The organism is Actinomyces graevenitzii C83, assembly GCF_000239695.1.
GTDB classification, from domain to species: domain Bacteria; phylum Actinomycetota; class Actinomycetes; order Actinomycetales; family Actinomycetaceae; genus Actinomyces; species Actinomyces graevenitzii.
In genome coordinates, this window is record NZ_JH470338.1 from 555022 (window position 1) to 572650 (window position 17629).

A 17629-nucleotide genomic window follows, 5' to 3' on the forward strand; every position below is an offset into this window, starting at 1 on the left:
ATTAAACTCAGCGAGAGTAGTACTCAACCACCATCTGCACGTCACAGGTGACGGGAACTTCGTCACGCTTGGGGCGACGCACCAGGGTAGCGGTTAGCTTCTCCAGCTCAACGTTCAGGTACTGAGGTACCTCGGGCAGCACGTCGCGGTGGGTACCAGCAGCGGCCACCTGGAAGGGGACCATAACCTGGCTGCGGGGGCGAACCTGGATAACCTGACCGGGCTTTACGCGGAAGGAAGGACGGTCAACAATCTTGCCGTCAACCATGATGTGACGGTGCACAACGTCCTGACGGGCCTGGGCGATGGTGCGGGCAAAGCCGGCGCGCAGCACCAGGGCGTCTAGACGCATCTCCAGCAGCTCGACCAGGGACTCACCGGTCAGACCCTTTTCGCGACGAGCTTCCTGGAAGACTCGCTGCAGCTGGGCCTCACGGATACCGTACTGGGCACGCAGACGCTGCTTTTCCTTCAGACGTACGGCGTAGTCGGACTCGGCGCGACGACGGGCACGGCCGTGCTCACCGGGGCCGTAAGGACGCTTCTCGAAGTAACGTACGGCCTTGGGGGTTAGCGGAATACCCAGGGCGCGAGACAGGCGCACCTGACGGCGAGAGCGAGAAACAGACATGTTTTCCTCTTCCTGTTAGGGGGCCAATAGGCCCGTTTTTACTAGGCACGCCGCATGCAAAGGGTTGCTCTAGCGGCGCGGGGTCGACCTTACGGCTATGACCCCAGGAATTGCCTACACAAAAGCAGACAACCGTTAAAGATTAGCCTCTTCCTAGTAAATCGCGCACCTTTTCCAGTCTAGTTGTGAGCAGATCCTCAAAACCATTGCGGGTAGGTTGGTAGTAGCGCTTGCCGCGCAGTTCCTCAGGTAAATACTCCTGGGCCGCTACTGAATGCGGGTAATCATGGGCGTATTTATAGTCTGTGCCGTGGCCTAGTTTTTGGGCTCCAGCGTAGTGAGCGTCACGCAGATGCGCGGGCACCTGCCCAATATTTCCTGCCCGCACATCTGCCAAGGCCCTATCAATAGCCAGGTAGGCGGCATTTGATTTAGGTGCGCTAGCCACCGCAATAACTGCTTGAGCCAAAATAATGCGGGCTTCAGGCATACCAATTTGGGCTACCGCGTTCATCGCAGCGCTGGCCGTGACCAGCACACTGGGATCAGCCATGCCCACATCTTCACTGGCGGCTATCACCACGCGCCGGGCGATAAAGCGCGGGTCCTCCCCTGCCGCAATCATGCGAGCTAAGTAGTGAATGGCGGCGTCTACATCTGAGCCGCGCATGGATTTAATGAAGGCACTGGCCACGTCATAGTGCTGGTCGCCGCTGCGGTCATAGCGCACAGCGGCAATATCTGCGGCTTGCTCAATGGTGCTAACCGTAATTACTGGAATATCTGGTTTGAGCGCTTTAGATTGCTGGACAGTGTCTAGGGATTGCTTTGCTTGCGCTTTTTGGTTCTCTTTAGCGCCGGCATCCTTAGGCGTGGCTTCAGCATCTAAAGCGGCCCCGCCGTCAACAGAGGTACCGGTATCAACATCGGTATCAACAGAGGCCTCACCGTCAAGCACGCTTTGCGCTGCTGCCTCCAGTACGGTTAGGGCCTTACGCGCATCATTACCCGCCAAACGTACCAACTGGGCCAGGGCGCCGTCGTCGATAGCTACCCGACCGGCGTAACCGCGCGGATCGCCAATTGCCCGACGCACCAAAGCCGCAATATCTTGCCCGTCCAAAGGCTGCAAAGTTAGCAGCAGTGAACGCGAAAGCAAGGGTGCCACTACTGAGAAGGACGGGTTTTCAGTGGTAGCCGCAATCAACGTAACCCAACGATTTTCCACCGCCGGTAGCAGCGAGTCTTGCTGCGAACGCGAAAAACGGTGCACCTCGTCAATAAAAAGCACCGTCTCCTGGCCGCTTACGGATAGGGCGTGGCGGGCTTGATCGACGACGGCGCGCACCTCCTTAACCCCAGCGCTCACCGCCGACAGCTCCACAAAACGACGATTATGGGCACGCGCCACCAAATAAGCCAAAGTGGTTTTACCGGTTCCAGGTGGGCCAAACAAAATAACTGAGCTGGTCGCCCCGCGCCCGCCGGCAATCAAACGCCGCAGCGGAGAGCCAGGAGCCAACAGGTGACTTTGCCCCACCAACTCATCCAAGCTACGCGGACGCATACGGACCGCTAACGGGGCATGGGGGTCAACACTTAGACCGGATTCATCACTGTTCGCTGCCTCGAAAAGGTCCATATAAGCAGTATATCTGCGATAATTACGCCATGTTTGACGCCCTAGCAACCAAGGTTATCCGTCATCCGCGTCTAACTCTCGTGATTTGGGCCGCGCTGGCAGCACTGTTACTACTTACTTCACTTTCAGGTTTAGGCGGCCAGTCAATTTTTGATCGATTAAAAACTTCCCAGGGCTCTATTCCTGGCTCATCTTCCGATGAAGGCCAACAGGTACTAAACACTCTAACTGGCCAATCGGTAGAAATTACCCTGCTAGTAACCGGAGTTAACCTAGCCGATTCAGCCACCGCCGCCAAGGTTGATAATGCCTTGGCGCCAGTTCACAAGGAACTAATTGCCCGCGTTGGCGACGGCGCCGTGGTAGACCCCTTTGTACTACCCGGCAAGCTAGCTAACCCGGCTGCTACCAAACTGATGGCCCGCAATAAGCAGGGATTTTTACTTTCCGTAACTATCTCACCTGAACCGGGCAAAGACATCACTAAAAATGCTGATGCGAAAGCCGCCTTTGACGCTTCCCGTAAAGATGTGGAGCGTCGCCTAGCGCGAGTACCCCAGGAACTACGTGCAGTATCCCCCAATGCTGCCGGCACAGTCTCCGACCAAGCCATTATTAACCAGGAACTAGTTGACCAGGTTTCCAACGATATGCGCACCGGGGAGCTACTGGTATTGCCACTGACCTTGCTGATCATGGTGCTGGTATTTGGCGGTTTTATGCTGGCCGGCATGCCGTTAGCAGGTGCATTAGTATCTATCTGCGCCGCGCTAGGTAGCCTATGGGGACTTAGCTACCTGATAGACATTGAATCCAGTGTGCTCAACATTGTTACGGTGATCGGCCTGGGCCTATCTATTGACTATGGACTGCTATTTACCTCCCGCTATCGTGAAGAACTAGGCCGTCTAGCTGCGCAGCTGGCTAATGATGAAACTCCCGCTGCAGGTGTATCTATTCAGGCAGCATTCCAGCAACGTCGCGCCCGTAACGCTTCCCTACCCGCCCAGGCAGTGCGCCTAACTATGGTTAGCGCTGGCAGGACCATTTTGTTCTCTGCAGTGACGGTAGCCATTGGTTTGCTAGGTCTAGCCCTAATGCCACCCACCCTGCTTAGCTCTATTGGTGTAGGCGGACTGTTTGTAACCCTAATTGCGGTAGCAGCGGCGCTGACTTTGGTGCCCGCGCTACTGCTCTATTTGGGCACGCGCGCACTTATTCCCTCCTGGCTGCAGCGCGTACCTGTGCTGGGTAAACTACAGGCCCGTATCGCTGATGTTTCCTCCACTGAAGGCATCTTTTCACGTCTGGCTCGGTGGGTGCACCGCTACCCCTGGTATGTACTAGTTGCCTGCGTGGCGGCGCTAGGAGCTATGTGTGTGCCACTAGGTAACTTGCACCTGCTTAACTCTGGCACTGATCTTTTACCGCGCAATGGTTCCCAATATGCCTACCTGCAAACCCTAAAACAGCAGTATCCTGATTCTTTAAGTAACGACGCCACTTTAATCATGTACGGCAACAGCGCCAAGCAGGCTAACTTCATTAAAACTGAAGTATCCCAGGTTGCCGATGTGCAAAGGGTACAAGGCGTGACCACTGCCGGTGATTACACCGTGGCTTATCTAGAGCTTAAAGGCACCCCTGGTTCGCGTAGCGCCGAGCAGGCAGTTGTGGATATTCGCTCTCTAAACTCCCCCAGCCAGCTGTGGATCACCGGTCAAGCAGCTACCCAGGTAGATTTCGGCTCTTCGGTTATCTCCTCACTGCCCTGGCTAGTACCACTAGTACTAGGAGCGATCTTTATTTTGCTGTTCTTAATGACTGGCTCACTGCTTGTGCCCATTAAGGCCGTGCTGATTAACTCGCTGTCTTTGGCCGCCTCACTGGGCCTGGCCACCTGGATTTTCCAAGGCGGTCACGGGGTCACTTTGCTGGGCTTTACCCCCATTGGAGGCATGGAAAGCTATGTGATGGTAGTAGCCATTGTGTTTGGCTTTGGCCTGGCTATGGACTATGAAGTGTTCCTGCTAGGACGCATCAAGGAATTTTGGGATGCCAGCGGCGATAATGATCTAGCTGTTGAGCAAGGTTTGCAGCGTTCTGGGCGCATTATTACCTCAGCAGCTGCCATTATGACCGCAGTATTCCTCGGTTTCGTGGGTGGCCAGATGCTGGTTATTAAGGAAATCGGGCTTACCTTGGCACTGATCGTGTTAGTCGACGCCACCATAGTGCGTATGGCGTTAGTACCCGCCACTATGACCTTGCTAGGGCGTTGGAACTGGTGGTCACCAGCCCCTATTCGGGCTATCTATGAGCGTTACTCGCTACAGCACTAGGATTTGCGCACCCAAGCCAGTTACATGGACTAGGGCTGAAAGCTAAGGGGGCTAGCGCTGAAAAAGCGCTAGCCCCCTTGGCAAGCCTGGTTAAGGCTAAATAGTTGAGGTGTCACCTGCACCTTGGCGCAGAACCTCGGGCACATCCTCAGTTAGGTCAATAACCGTGGTGGGCTCAGTGCTAGCCACCGGCCCTTCAATCACAATGTCGATCAAATGACCTAGCTCGTCGTGAATTTCCCAGCCGCTGGTTTCAGGCTCTTCTTCACCCGGGCGGATGAAAGTGGAGGAAAGCAACGGCTCACCTAGGGCCTCTACCAGGCTCTGGGCAATAGGGTAATCAGGGATACGGATACCCAGCGTGTGCTTCTTGGGGTTAAGGGTCATACGCGGCACCTCTTTGGTGCCCTTCAAAATGAAGGTGTAGGGCCCCGGGGTTAGTCGCTTAATCAGGCGGAAGGCAGTGTTGCCAACAATTGCCACCGGCCCAACCTGCGAAAAATTGGAGCACATCAAGGTGAAGTTGTGCTTGTCGTTAAGCTGACGGATAGCACGGATACGGTCCATGCCTTCCTTATTGCCCACCATGCAGGCCAGCGCGTAGCCAGAGTCAGTGGGGTAAGCGATCAGTCCACCGTCACGTAGACGGTCAACTACCTTGTTGATTAAACGCGCCTGCGGGTTTTCAGGGTGGATATCAATATACTGTGACATAGCTTTCATACTACCCGTATTAGCTGCAATTAGGGTGGGTCCCAAATTAATGGGACCCACCCTAATCGTTAGAAAATCCTAGGCCTGTTCAGGCTTAGCGTCTACGCCAGCTTCCTTACGCTGCTGCTCGGTAATGGGAGCCGGGGCTGCAGTTAGCGGGTCGTAGCCACCACCGGACTTGGGGAAGGCGATCACGTCGCGGATAGAGTCGGCGTGAGTTAGCAGCGAGACGATACGGTCCCAACCAAAGGCGATACCACCGTGCGGCGGGGCGCCGAACTTGAAGGCATCAAGCAGGAAGCCGAACTTCTCCTGGGCCTGCTCCTGGCTAATACCCATCACCTTGAATACGCGCTCTTGCACGTCGCGGCGGTGGATACGGATGGAGCCGCCACCGATTTCGTTGCCGTTGCAAACGATGTCGTAGGCGTAGGCCAGAGCGTTGCCCGGGTCCTGGTCGAAGTTGTCGAGCCACTCGGGCTTGGGTGAGGTGAAAGCGTGGTGTACTGCAGTCCAGGCGCTAGAGCCCAGAGCGACGTCGCCTTCAGCCTTAGCCTCAGCGGAGGGCTTGAACAGGGGGGCATCCACTACCCACACGAAAGACCATTCGTTTTCGTCGATCAAACCGCAGCGCTTACCGATCTCCAGGCGGGCTGCACCTAGCAGGGCACGGGAAGCATCTACGCCACCAGCGGCGAAGAAAATGCAGTCGCCAGGCTTAGCGCCGGCAGCCTCAGCCAAACCGGCACGCTCGGCGTCGGTAATGTTCTTAGCAACCGGGCCACCCAGGGTGCCGTCTTCGCCAACAGTTACGTAGGCCAGGCCCTTAGCGCCGCGCTGCTTGGCCCATTCCTGCCAAGCGTCGAAAGTACGGCGAGACTGGCTGGCGCCACCGGGCATAACCACGGCGCCCACATAGGGGGCCTTAAATACGCGGAAGGTGGTGTCCTTGAAGAACTCGGTTAGGTCGGTTAGCTCTAGACCAAAACGCAGGTCAGGCTTGTCCGAACCGTACTTTTCCATGGCCTCGCGGTAAGGCATACGGGCAATGGGGGTCTTGAGCTCGTAGCCGATCAGGGCCCAAACTTCACGCAGGATGTCCTCGGCTACTGCCATGACGTCGTCCTGCTCAACGAAGCTCATTTCCACATCCAGCTGAGTGAACTCAGGCTGACGGTCGGCGCGGAAGTCCTCGTCACGGTAGCAGCGGGCAATCTGGTAGTAACGCTCCATGCCGGCCACCATCAGTAGCTGCTTAAACAGCTGCGGAGACTGGGGTAAGGCGTACCAGCAGCCGGGGGCTAGGCGCGCGGGCACCAGGAAGTCGCGAGCACCTTCAGGGGTGGAGCGAGTCAGGGTGGGGGTCTCAATCTCAACGAAGTCGTGAGCGTCAAGCACCTTGCGGGCAGCCTGAGACACCTTGGAGCGCAGACGGATAGCGTGCTGCATAGAGGAGCGACGCAGGTCTAGGTAGCGGTACTTTAGGCGAGCTTCTTCACCTACCTGACCAGCATCTTCAGCGTGGTCAGAAACCTGGAACGGCAAAGGTGCGGCCGGGTTGAGGATCTCTACCTCGCTGACGACTACCTCAATTTCACCGGTAGGCAGGTTCGGGTTGGCGTTACCCTCAGGGCGGGCCGTGACCTCACCAGTAACTTTAAGTACGTATTCTGCGCGCAGATCGTGGGCCACCTCCTCACGGATGACTACCTGGGCAATACCGCTGGCATCACGCAGGTCAATAAAGGCGACGCCGCCGTGGTCACGACGACGATCGACCCAGCCGGTGAGCGTTACGGTAGTGCCAATGTCACTTGAGCGCAGGGAACCTGCATAGCGGGTACGCAGCACTTTGGTCCTTCCAGTTTGGTTAAAAGCGCACCGCGAGACGAGCGGGCGCCGTTAAAAGTCTACTCCCCGCCGCTAAGCCATGTTTATTTGCAGCCCTAGTTTGGCCGCCCAGGGTAAGCCAATTCACCACAAATACTAGGTTTATCAAGCTGCCGTGCCAGGTAAACTAAAGCTGTTGTTTTAGGAGTGAGACGCTCCCTACCCTTGAAGTTTTATCGTCGCATACCTAATTGAGTTGCGAATAATTGCGTGCGTTTAGTCGGTTAACGACTGACAAGTGTGGCTGGGCGAGGTGCGTTAAGAGCGGTGAGTAATAGGCTCATCCCCACGCTCCGCTGATCCGCATTGGAAATACGTATGTCTAATCCCCTTAGCCTAGATGACCTGTTTGAGGCCCAGCTAAAATCCACCTCCGCTGCCAGCGCGGCCACGCCTGAAGACATCGCTGATGCTAGCGAGTCCACTTCCCCGGCCGACCCGGTAGACATTGACCACGAGGACGAGGCCGACGACGTCGATACTGACCGCCCGGAGCTAGACCCCGAGTCAGACAGTGAAGATGACGACGACGCCGAGCTGACCCCCACCGGCCCCACTTTCGCTGACCTGGGCCTGCCGCGCGACTTGCTGCGCGCCATCACCGACATGGGTTTTGTTAGCCCCACCGACATTCAGCGTGAGGCGATCCCGGTGCTGCTGGAAGGCCGCGACGTCGTCGGCGTAGCCCAAACCGGTACCGGCAAGACCGCCGCTTTCGGCCTGCCCCTACTAAATGAGGTAGACAGCCGTGACGGTGAAGTACAGGCCCTGGTTTTGGCCCCCACTCGTGAGCTGGCCATGCAAAGTGCTGATGCGATTGCCGATATGGCTCACCGCAGCCGTGGTCTAGATGTTGTGGCCGTCTACGGTGGTAGCCCCTACGGTCCCCAGATTGCGGCGCTACGTGAAGGCGCCCAGGTGGTTGTGGGTACCCCCGGGCGCGTAATTGACCTGATTGAAAAGGGCGCGCTGGTACTAGACCATGTGCGTTACTTCGTGCTCGATGAAGCCGATGAAATGCTGCGCATGGGCTTTGCTGAGGATGTAGAAACCATTGCCGCTTCGCTGCCTACCGAGCGACGCACCGCCCTATTTAGCGCCACCATGCCTCCGGCAATTGAGTCGGTGGCCGCTGAGCACCTAAACGACCCGGTACGTATTGAGGTTTCACGCCAGTCCTCCACTGTGGATTCGGTGCAGCAGTCTTACGCGGTGGTGCCTTTCCGTCACAAGGTGGGTGCGGTTTCGCGCATCTTGGCCGTGACTGATGCTGAAGCCGCGATTGTCTTTGTGCGCACCAAGTCAACTGCTGAGGATGTGGCCATTGAGCTGTCTGGTCGTGGTATTCAGGCCGCCGCCATCAGTGGTGACGTACCTCAGCGTGAACGTGAGCGGCTAATTGAGCGCCTGCGTCAGGGTAGCTTGGATGTGCTGGTGGCTACGGATGTGGCCGCGCGTGGTTTGGATGTGGACCGTATCGGTCTGGTAGTTAACTTTGATGTACCGCGTGAGGCTGAGGCCTATGTGCACCGTATTGGTCGTACTGGCCGCGCCGGGCGCACCGGTGAAGCTATCACTTTCCTGACCCCTAAGGAGAAGGGCAAGCTACGCCAGATTGAGCGTCTAACCGGGGCTCGCCTGGAGGAAATCACCCTGCCCTCCCCCGCTGACGTGTCGCGTCACCGCGCCGCTAAGCTACTAAAGCGCGCCGATGAACGCGCCCAAAAGGGACGCCTGGACATCTACCACGAGCTGATCGCTAAGGAAGTTTCTTCCCTGGATAGCGCCACTTTGGCTGCTACCTTGCTGGCTTTGGCGGTTGGCGACGACGGCCCGCGCTGGCAGCGTGAGGACTCTGGCCGCAAGGAGCGCCGTGAGGTGCAGGTAGATTCTGAGGGCACCTTCATTTCTGCCAGTTTTGAGCATGGCCGTGAGCGTCCTGGCCGCGAAAACAGGCCTGAGCGTCCGCGTCGCGCCCCGCGCCGCGACGATGAGGGCGGCACGGTTTACCGCGTCGAGGTGGGTCACCGTGACAAGGTTCTGCCTGGCGCAATTGTGGGTGCACTAGCTAATGAGGGCGGTATTTCCGGCTCTGACATTGGCAAGATCGACATTTTGCAGTCTTTCTCGCTGGTCACTATCTATGCGCCGCTAGATGAGCAGACTTTGCAGCGTATGGGTAAGGCCACCTTCGCTGGCCGTGAGCTGCGTATTCGCCCCGACGAGGGTCCCGGTCACGGCTGGAGCGGCCCGAACGATCGCCACAAGGCTAAGGGTATGCGCGACGACGCCGATTCTGAGGGCGGCCGTTCGGCTTACCGTCCACGTCGCGAAGAGGGTCGCTATGACCGTGAGGACCGTGGTTTCAAGCGTGACGATCGCGGGTTCAAGCGCGATGACCGTGGCTTTAAGCGTGACGATCGCGGGTTCAAGCGTGACGATCGTGGCTTTAAGCGTGAGGACCGTGGTTTCAAGCGTGACGATCGCGGCTTTAAGCGTGAGGATCGCGGATTCAAGCGCGAAGACCGCGGCGGGCGCTTTAACGAGCGTTCCAACTCGCGCGGTGGCTACTCCGGTTACCGTGACGAGCGCTCTGGCTACCAGCGCGGCTCTAAGCGCGACGACCGTGGCGGCTATGGCCGCTCCAAGCGCTACTAAGCGTTACTGATACCTAAAAATTGTGGCCCGGCGCCTAAATGAACTGCGCCCCGGAACTTGGACGCTTTAAATGGGTAGCCGTTATGCGGCTTCCTGTAGGGCCTGATCCCGGTATTCTGCCGGGGTCAGGCCCTTGAGCTTTACTTGGCGTCTTGTTGTGTTCCAGTGCGTGATGTAGGCATCGAGGTCGGCTTTGAAGCTCTCGAAGGTCTGCCAGTCCTGGCCGCGGAAGAATTCGTCCTTGAGGTGCCCGAAGACCTGTTCGGTGGCACCGTTGTCGATGCAGTTGCCTTTGCGTGACATGCTCTGGATGAAACCGTTATCGGCGAGCGTTCTGATGTAGGTCTCGTGTTGGTACTGCCAACCCATGTCCGAGTGCAAGATCGGCTCGGCCCCTTCGGGTTTGGCGTCCATGAGTATCTGGAGCATCTCTTGTTGCTGAGCGAGGTTGGGGCGCATGGAGATGGAGTGGGCCACGATCTCTTTGCTGGCAAAATCGTAGACCGGCGCGAGGTAGGCCTTACCGAAGGAGAGCTTGAACTCGGTGACGTCGGTACCCAATTTCTGCCAGGGCCCATCGGCTGTGAAGTCGCGGCCGATGATGTTTGCGAAGCTTTGTCCCACGGATCCCTTGTAGGAGTTGTACCTGTGGTAGGCCCTCTCGCGGCGTATGCCGCAGCGCAACCCCATCTCGCGCATCATCTTCAAGACCGTCTTGTCAGCAATGCGTTCCCCTTCCTCAGCACGTAGGCACATGGCTACCTGTCTGTGACCGCACCCGTTGGGGGTACGCGAAAAGATCTGGGCGACCTTGGGACGTAGCTGCGCTCTAGTTGGCTGCTGGGGGTGAGCCAGCGCGTAGTAGTAGCTCGACCTGGCAAGGCCGGCCGCCTCGAGGAGATCACCCACCGCGTGTCCATGCCCTGAAAGCTCGGCGATCACTAGGGCTTTGTCCCGGTTTGGGAGCGCCTGTGCGCCGCCCTGCCGGTACAGCCTGCACCACTGCTTCAACGGTGTCGCACTCGCAATACCGAAACGCACCATCGCCTCAGGCTTACTCATCCCACCGTCAACCACGGCCCTGGCTGCGGCAACCTTGGTCTCATAGTCGTATCTGGTCCGCTTTACTCCCATGGCAAGAAGCCCGTCCCTCCCGATTACGCGGTACATCTTTTGCCACTCTCTCATAGTCGCGGCGGACACACCAAGCCTGCTGGCGGTTAGACCATAGCCGAATCCTCTCTCGAACATTTGCGCTGCCTGCTCTCGAAGCGAACGATCGTGTCTTAACCCCTGATTTATAGACATGAAAAGCCTCCCGTTTCCTGGACTTCATTTTTGATGTCCAAGAAACTGGAGGCAGTTCAAGAGGCAATCTCTCAGCCCAGGGGCTTTCCTGTTCAACTATTTTCGGCTTAATAAACGTAATAAGCGCTATTCTTGAACCTCTTCAAGACGAGTCGACGTGAAATTCTTTTCAACATTAGCATCATCATTCAGTTTATGAACCTTATATTTCTTACCTACTTGAATTGAAGCGACATATTCCGGAACTCTCTTTCCATCTGGGGCATTATACATAATAACTTCCCCACATTCTTTCGTTTCAAAAACACCAACAGGACTGGTATCAAGCATGCCGCTAACTGTAGTTCCGCCGCGATCTTTTATATAGGTTTTCTCGACGGTGCAAATGGCATATGCTCCACGGCTATCGTCGTGAACTGAGTAATTTAAATATAAAAATATAGCAATGATAAATAACGCAAAAATAATAACTTCTCGCTCCTGACGTATATCGTGCATAGTCTTATTTAACATGGTTTTTATAGCTCGCAACATAAGAAGCGCACCTCCTTTAAAGTTCCCTTCTAGATTCAAATTTAGTTTGCATTATTGGCGACAAATACTATTACCAATCAACTCTCTTCATCAATTCTATTGGGAGAATTTGTTCAACTGCACGATCCAAGGCACCTGCCGGATTAGCAACCGTATCGGCCGCACGATATGCATAATATTGACCCAATGTACGATACTTCTGAGCAACGCCTGCATCCATCTTTACAGAAGATTTCAAATATGATTTCGAGAAATCCTTGACAGCTCCTTTAACCATCTTATCTTTCAGTTCTCCTGGCTGTATTTCCTTATTTTCAATCCACGCCTCGGGGGTATACTGCACTGTTGTCTTTAGCATCCCGGATCCAACATCAACCATTCCATTAATTGCCCCATTTTTAAAGCGTCCACGCTCAAGTACGTCAGATGCGCTATAGCCATTCACATTAAATCTGGTTTTCAAATTACCGCCAAAAACGGCTCCTGCAGCAGAAGAAATAGCTCCAGTACCAAACATTCCAATAGCGCCCATCAAACTCTTGTCCTTTACGCTATCATCCATATAATATGCCGTCACATTATTAACACCGCCAGACAGCGCATCCTTTACAATATCTTCTACGACCCTCGACTCTTTCATAACAGCCCCCAAGTTTCTACCCTGTGTAGCTACAGAAGTCTTCACCGTATTCCACTTCGACGCAAGAGCCCCCGCCTTAGCCGCCTTCTGTGCCGCCCGCAGTCGGGACAACGGCGGGGCCGGTATCGGTCTGACCATCTCCAAGGCATTGATCGAGGCCCACAGCGGCACTCTCACCGCCACCTCCCCCGGACCCGGTCGCGGAGCGGTGTTTGCCCTCCGCCTCCAGCTGTCCCCTCCCGACAGTGAGGCGGCTGCTCGGTGACCACGCCCTGCCCCGCGTGAGGGCCGCGCCCTCCACCCCTTGAACATATACCCCTGGGGGGTATATATCGGAGAGCAGCATCGCCGCATCCCACCGACCCGTAGGAGCTTTCCCATGATCACCTCCCCGTCCCGCCTCCGGCCGGGGGGTCCGGGCCACTGTCGATGGCGCTGAGATCCTCGGGGGCGGGCCGGGGCTGGGCACGCCGCATTGGGGGATGCGTGTCGCCACCCCCACAGCGCTCGTTGACGACATCCCCTTGACACCCATACCCCCTAGGGGTACTATCACTTCCATGAGCAACGAGCACGGATACCACGGCAACACCGAGAATCATCTCGCGCGCCTGCGCCGCATCGAAGGCCAGGTGCGCGGCCTGCAGCGCATGATCTCGCAGGGCGAGTACTGCATCGACATCCTCACGCAGGTCTCCGCCGTCCAGTCCGCGCTCGATTCGGTCGCGGTCAACCTGCTCAAAGACCACATGAACCACTGCGTCGTCACGGCGGCGCACGAATCCGACGAGGCCGCGCAGGCCAAAGTCGACGAGGCGGCCGCAGCCATCGCGCGCCTCATCAAGTCCTAACCCCAAGGAGAAACCGTGACCACCGAGATCGATCGCACCATTGAACTGTCCGTCGACGGCATGACCTGCGGTCACTGCGTCATGAGCGTCAGCGAAGAGCTGAGCGAGATCCCCGGCGTGAAGAACGTCGACGTGATCCTTAACTCGGGCGGTACCTCCAAGGTGACGGTCCTGACCGACACCCCCCTGGACGACGCGGCGCTGAGCGACGCGGTGTCCGAGGCTGGCTACACGCTGGTCGGCATCTCGCGCGACTTCTGAGGTTTTCCACGCCTCACCGACGAGGTCGGGGCACTTTCCCGGCCTCGTTTCCTTTCACCTGATACATACCCCCGGAGGGTACCTATGTCCACTGATTCCGTGACCCCCAACCGTACAACTACCACCTCTTGCCGATGACCTCCCACGGCTGCAGCTGTTGCGGACCTGCCTCACGTGCCGACACCGTCTCCATCCCTGCCGCCAGCGACTCGTCAGCAGGAGGGTCCTCCTCTAGCTACCAGGTCACCGGCCTGACCTGCGGGCACTGCGCGAAAAGCGTGACCCAGGCCCTTCAGGCCCTCCCCCAGGTCGACGACGTCCAGGTTGATCTCGCTGCTGGTGGTGTTTCCACCGTCACGGTCACCGGTGTCGTACCTCCGGAGATGGTTCGCCGGGCTATCGAGGCGACCAGCTACACCGTCTTATCCTGATCGATTTCACCCATCATCTCGACCCCGACCGGGTTGAGCGAAAGGAACGTCATGAGCACTCCCCACCATTCCGGCGATCACCATGGTAATCACCCCGCTCCGGAAACAGACCACACCCACCACCCGGATCATGCCAGCCACGAACACCACGCAGATGCCGACACCCACGGCCAGGCGATGCCCCACGGTCACCCGCACTCTGCCCTGGACGAAGACCACCACGTTCATGGTCACGGCGAACACGCCGGGCACAGCACCGCAATGTTTCGGGAACGCTTCTGGTGGTCGCTGATTCTGTCCATTCCCGTCGTTATTTTCAGCCCCATGGTCGCCCACCTGCTCGGCTACCCCCTCCCGGTATTCCCCGGATCCACCTGGGTTCCCCCGGTACTGGACACGATCATCTTCGTCTACGGCGGAACGCCTTTCCTCAAGGGTGGATGGACGGAACTGAAATCCCGCCAACCCGGGATGATGCTCCTGATTGCCATGGCCATCACCGTGGCGTTTGTCGCCTCCTGGGTCACCACTCTGGGGCTGGGCGGTTTTGACCTGGACTTCTGGTGGGAGCTGGCCCTGCTGGTGACCATCATGCTACTGGGCCACTGGCTGGAGATGCGCGCTCTCGGGGGTGCGTCCTCCGCGCTTGACGCGCTGGCTGCCCTGCTGCCGGATGAGGCCGAGAAAGTCGTCGACGGGACCACCCGCACCGTGGCCACCTCCGAGCTGGTCGTCGACGACGTCGTGCTAGTGAGGGCCGGTGCCCGGGTGCCGGCCGACGGAACCATCATCGACGGAGCCGCCGAATTCGATGAGGCGATGATCACCGGTGAATCCCGTCCCGTCTTCCGCGACACCGGTGACAAGGTGGTCGCCGGTACCGTGGCCACCGACAACACCGTCCGCGTCCGGGTGGAGGCTACCGGCGGGGACACCGCCCTGGCCGGGATCCAACGCATGGTTGCCGACGCACAGGAGTCCTCCTCCCGGGCTCAGGCCCTGGCGGATCGGGCGGCGGCGGCGTTGTTCTGGTTCGCGCTGATCTCTGCTCTGATCACCGCGGTGGTGTGGACCATCATCGGCAGCCCGGACGATGCCGTGGTGCGCACGGTCACGGTGCTGGTCATCGCCTGTCCGCACGCCCTGGGCCTGGCGATTCCGCTGGTCATTGCGATCTCCACCGAGCGGGCCGCGAAATCCGGGGTGCTTATCAAGGACCGGATGGCGCTCGAGCGGATGCGTTCCATCGACGTGGTGCTCTTCGATAAAACCGGCACCCTGACCGAGGGTGCGCACACGGTCACCGGTGTCGCGGCAGCTGTCGGCGTCACCGAGGGCGAGCTGCTGGCCCTGGCCGCCGCCGCGGAGGCCGACAGCGAGCACCCCGTGGCCCGCGCCATCGTGGCGGCCGCGGCCGCCCATCCCGAGGCCTCTCGTCGGCAAATCCGTGCAACTGGTTTCAGCGCCGCCTCCGGCCGGGGGGTCCGGGCCACTGTCGATGGCGCTGAGATCCTCGTGGGCGGGCCGAACATGCTGCGCGAGTTCAACCTCACCACCCCGGCCGAGCTCACCGACACCACCAGCGCCTGGACCGGGCGTGGGGCCGGTGTGCTCCATATTGTCCGCGACGGTCAGATTATCGGTGCGGTGGCCGTCGAGGACAAGATCCGCCCCGAATCCCGCGCCGCTGTGAAAGCCCTGCAGGACCGCGGGGTGAAGGTCGCGATGATCACCGGTGACGCGCAGCAGGTGGCCCATGCGGTTGGCCAGGACCTGGGGATTGATGAGGTCTTCGCCGAGGTTCTGCCCCAGGACAAGGACACCAAGGTCACCCAGTTACAGGAGCGTGGCCTGAGCGTGGCCATGGTCGGCGACGGTGTCAACGACGCCCCGGCCCTGGCCCGCGCCGAGGTTGGTGTTGCCATCGGGGCCGGCACGGATGTGGCGATGGAATCCGCCGGAGTGGTCCTGGCCAGTGACGATCCCCGGGCAATGTTGTCGATGATTGAGCTCTCGCAGGCCAGCTACCGCAAGATGATCCAGAACCTCATCTGGGCGTCCGGTTACAACATCTTGGCCGTGCCCCTGGCCGCCGGCGTGCTCGCCTCTAGCGGCATTCTGCTTCCCCCGGCTGCTGCTGCGGTGTTGATGTCGCTGTCGACGATTGTGGTGGCGCTTAACGCTCAGCTGCTGCGCCGGATTGATCTGGACCCGGCCCGCCTGGCTCCCACCAGTCCGAAGGAGGAACACACCACGCCTACTCCGGCATCCACCGCCGTCCACTGATCCACCACCTCGGCCACCAGCACTGCGACGACTACCGCTGAGACGATCGAGACCACCATGGCGACGACTGAGGCGGACGGGGAGATCTTCGCCGATTACAACGACGCGGACATCATGTTTGCCCAGATGATGATCCCCCATCACCAGCAGGCCGTGGCGATGAGTGAGATGCTCCTGGCCAAGGAGGGTATCCTCGCCCAGGTCGTGGAGTTTGCCCAGGGGGTTATTGTGAACTACGCCCCGAAACTTGGACGCGTTTAATGGTAGCCGTTATGCGGCTTGCTGGAGGGCCTGGTCCCGGTATTCTGCCGAGGTCAGGCCCTCGAGCTTTACTTGGCGTCGTGTTGTGTTCCAGTGCGTGATGTAGGCATCGAGGTCGGCTTTGAAGCTCTCGAAGGTCTGCCAGTCTCGGCCGCGAAAAAACTCGTCCTTGAGGTGCCCGAAGACCTGCTCAGTGGCGCCATTGTCGATGCAGTTGCCTTTGCGTGACATACTCTGGATGAAACCGTTATCGGCGAGCGTTCTGATGTAGGTCTCGTGCTGGTACTGCCATCCCATGTCCGAGTGCAAGATCGGCCCATCCTCGGACTCGTACATCTACACCGAGCTCTGGGACCACAACGAAACAAACCAGCAGGTCGCCTCCTACCTGCAAGGCGCGCGCGACAAGTCGGCGAACAAACCGCAGATCGTCGCCGCCTACGCGGGCGACTTCTACCAGGGCGGCGACGCCGTCACCTTCACGATTGACGCCGGCCAGGGCGGCACCGTCACGCTTGTGACGCGCTACGCCAGACAGGATGACGACCCCGCCTACCACCAGATGATCCTCGATATGGGTCAGCCCACGCAGAAGCTCATCAAGTACGTGCACTTCGATGCGACAGGCAGCTATGACACGTGGAAGGAGATGACCGAAACTGTCGAGCTCACGCCCGGCGTCCACACGATCTCCTTCTGGGTCCGGGCGATCAAACGTACACGCCCGTCAACATCGACTGCATCACCTCGCGCGAGTTCAACTCGTATTCCATCAAGCTCGCTGACGCAGCATTCGCAGCCAACGGCGCGCACCACCTGGAGCTCGGCGACTACGGGCGCATGCTCGACAACGAGTTCTTCGTCAACTCTGGGCGCTCCATGTCCATGGACCTCCAGGCGTGGATAAAGAACTACTACAACATCTCCACTGCGTACGAAAATCTGCTCTACGGAGACAATCTGACACGCCAGGTCGAGATCTCAACCGGCGGCGTGAGCCTGCCGACGTCGACGGATGGGGCCGCGAACACGATCTGGGCGAACACGATGACCTCCGACGTGGGCACGGCCCTGCACCTGATCAACCTGCGCATCGGTGATCGTTGCGTAGACGTGGTGGGCGGCTCCTCGCTGGGCACGCGCGGGCTCACGCGCTGACCAGGACTCGGCCCCGGCCTCG

18 protein-coding genes are annotated in these 17629 nt (G+C 58.5%); 10 read left to right on the forward strand and 8 right to left on the reverse strand.

Annotated features, from left to right (window positions below):
• Nucleotides 1-7 precede the first annotated feature (7 nt).
• Entirely contained in the window at nt 8-631 is a 624-nt protein-coding gene (gene rpsD / locus HMPREF0045_RS02430) for a 30S ribosomal protein S4 (RefSeq protein WP_005985162.1), read from the reverse strand.
• A gap of 142 nt (nt 632-773) precedes the next feature.
• Entirely contained in the window at nt 774-2273 is a 1500-nt protein-coding gene (locus HMPREF0045_RS02435; RefSeq protein WP_005985163.1) for a replication-associated recombination protein A, read from the reverse strand.
• 29 nt (nt 2274-2302) lie between these two features.
• Here HMPREF0045_RS02435 and HMPREF0045_RS02440 point away from each other — a divergent pair, with 29 nt between their 5' ends.
• Entirely contained in the window at nt 2303-4615 is a 2313-nt protein-coding gene (locus HMPREF0045_RS02440) for an MMPL family transporter (RefSeq protein ID WP_005985164.1), read from the forward strand.
• A gap of 96 nt (nt 4616-4711) precedes the next feature.
• Here the strand turns inward: HMPREF0045_RS02440 and HMPREF0045_RS02445 are convergent, their stop codons facing one another.
• Entirely contained in the window at nt 4712-5329 is a 618-nt protein-coding gene (locus HMPREF0045_RS02445; RefSeq protein WP_034478241.1) for an L-threonylcarbamoyladenylate synthase, read from the reverse strand.
• Nucleotides 5330-5407: 78 nt separating this feature from the next.
• Nucleotides 5408-7180, reverse strand: a complete 1773-nt coding sequence (aspS, locus tag HMPREF0045_RS02450) for an aspartate--tRNA ligase (protein WP_005985166.1) — start codon at nt 7178-7180, stop codon at nt 5408-5410.
• Between the two features lie 357 nt (nt 7181-7537).
• On the opposite strand from aspS, the gene HMPREF0045_RS02455 reads away from it, so the two are divergent.
• Entirely contained in the window at nt 7538-9877 is a 2340-nt protein-coding gene (locus tag HMPREF0045_RS02455) for a DEAD/DEAH box helicase (protein WP_005985167.1), read from the forward strand.
• An 81-nt stretch (nt 9878-9958) separates the two neighbouring features.
• On the opposite strand, the gene HMPREF0045_RS02460 is transcribed toward HMPREF0045_RS02455, so the two are convergent.
• The 3 genes from HMPREF0045_RS02460 to HMPREF0045_RS02470 form a co-directional block, all read right to left on the reverse strand.
• Nucleotides 9959-11128: an IS3 family transposase gene (locus HMPREF0045_RS02460; protein WP_231196665.1), complete on the reverse strand. Its 1170-nt coding sequence runs from the start codon at nt 11126-11128 to the stop codon at nt 9959-9961.
• Nucleotides 11129-11311: 183 nt separating this feature from the next.
• Entirely contained in the window at nt 11312-11683 is a 372-nt protein-coding gene (locus HMPREF0045_RS02465; protein WP_155813071.1) for a hypothetical protein, read from the reverse strand.
• Nucleotides 11684-11789: 106 nt separating this feature from the next.
• On the reverse strand, nt 11790-12404 hold the full coding sequence (locus tag HMPREF0045_RS02470) for a hypothetical protein (protein ID WP_155813072.1): 615 nt from the start codon (nt 12402-12404) through the stop codon (nt 11790-11792).
• Between the two features lie 103 nt (nt 12405-12507).
• Here HMPREF0045_RS02470 and HMPREF0045_RS11210 point away from each other — a divergent pair, with 103 nt between their 5' ends.
• From HMPREF0045_RS11210 to HMPREF0045_RS02495, 6 genes are all read left to right on the forward strand, one after another.
• Entirely contained in the window at nt 12508-12624 is a 117-nt protein-coding gene (locus tag HMPREF0045_RS11210; protein WP_330932955.1) for a hypothetical protein, read from the forward strand.
• A 295-nt stretch (nt 12625-12919) separates the two neighbouring features.
• Nucleotides 12920-13210 (forward strand): metal-sensitive transcriptional regulator, encoded by a 291-nt coding sequence (locus tag HMPREF0045_RS02475; RefSeq protein ID WP_005985172.1) that lies wholly within the window; start codon nt 12920-12922, stop codon nt 13208-13210.
• 15 nt (nt 13211-13225) lie between these two features.
• On the forward strand, nt 13226-13471 hold the full coding sequence (locus HMPREF0045_RS02480) for a heavy-metal-associated domain-containing protein (RefSeq protein WP_005985174.1): 246 nt from the start codon (nt 13226-13228) through the stop codon (nt 13469-13471).
• A gap of 134 nt (nt 13472-13605) precedes the next feature.
• A complete protein-coding gene (locus HMPREF0045_RS09965; RefSeq protein ID WP_005985176.1) occupies nt 13606-13902 on the forward strand; it encodes a heavy-metal-associated domain-containing protein in 297 nt (98 codons plus the stop codon).
• 261 nt (nt 13903-14163) lie between these two features.
• On the forward strand, nt 14164-16188 hold the full coding sequence (locus HMPREF0045_RS02490) for a copper-translocating P-type ATPase (protein ID WP_040315664.1): 2025 nt from the start codon (nt 14164-14166) through the stop codon (nt 16186-16188).
• A 45-nt stretch (nt 16189-16233) separates the two neighbouring features.
• Nucleotides 16234-16449, forward strand: coding sequence for a DUF305 domain-containing protein (locus tag HMPREF0045_RS02495; protein ID WP_269146530.1), 216 nt, complete (start codon nt 16234-16236; stop codon nt 16447-16449).
• A gap of 9 nt (nt 16450-16458) precedes the next feature.
• On the opposite strand, the gene HMPREF0045_RS02500 is transcribed toward HMPREF0045_RS02495, so the two are convergent.
• On the reverse strand, nt 16459-16746 hold the full coding sequence (locus HMPREF0045_RS02500) for an IS3 family transposase (protein WP_231196666.1): 288 nt from the start codon (nt 16744-16746) through the stop codon (nt 16459-16461).
• Between HMPREF0045_RS02500 and HMPREF0045_RS11290 the strand changes: the two genes are divergently transcribed.
• On the forward strand, nt 16745-17356 hold the full coding sequence (locus HMPREF0045_RS11290) for a carbohydrate-binding protein (protein ID WP_231196667.1): 612 nt from the start codon (nt 16745-16747) through the stop codon (nt 17354-17356). The two genes, HMPREF0045_RS02500 and HMPREF0045_RS11290, sit on opposite strands and share 2 nt — an antisense overlap.
• Nucleotides 17266-17607: a glycoside hydrolase family 66 protein gene (locus tag HMPREF0045_RS10905; protein ID WP_231196700.1), complete on the forward strand. Its 342-nt coding sequence runs from the start codon at nt 17266-17268 to the stop codon at nt 17605-17607. The genes HMPREF0045_RS11290 and HMPREF0045_RS10905 overlap by 91 nt, the downstream gene beginning before the upstream one ends.
• Nucleotides 17608-17629 lie beyond the last annotated feature (22 nt).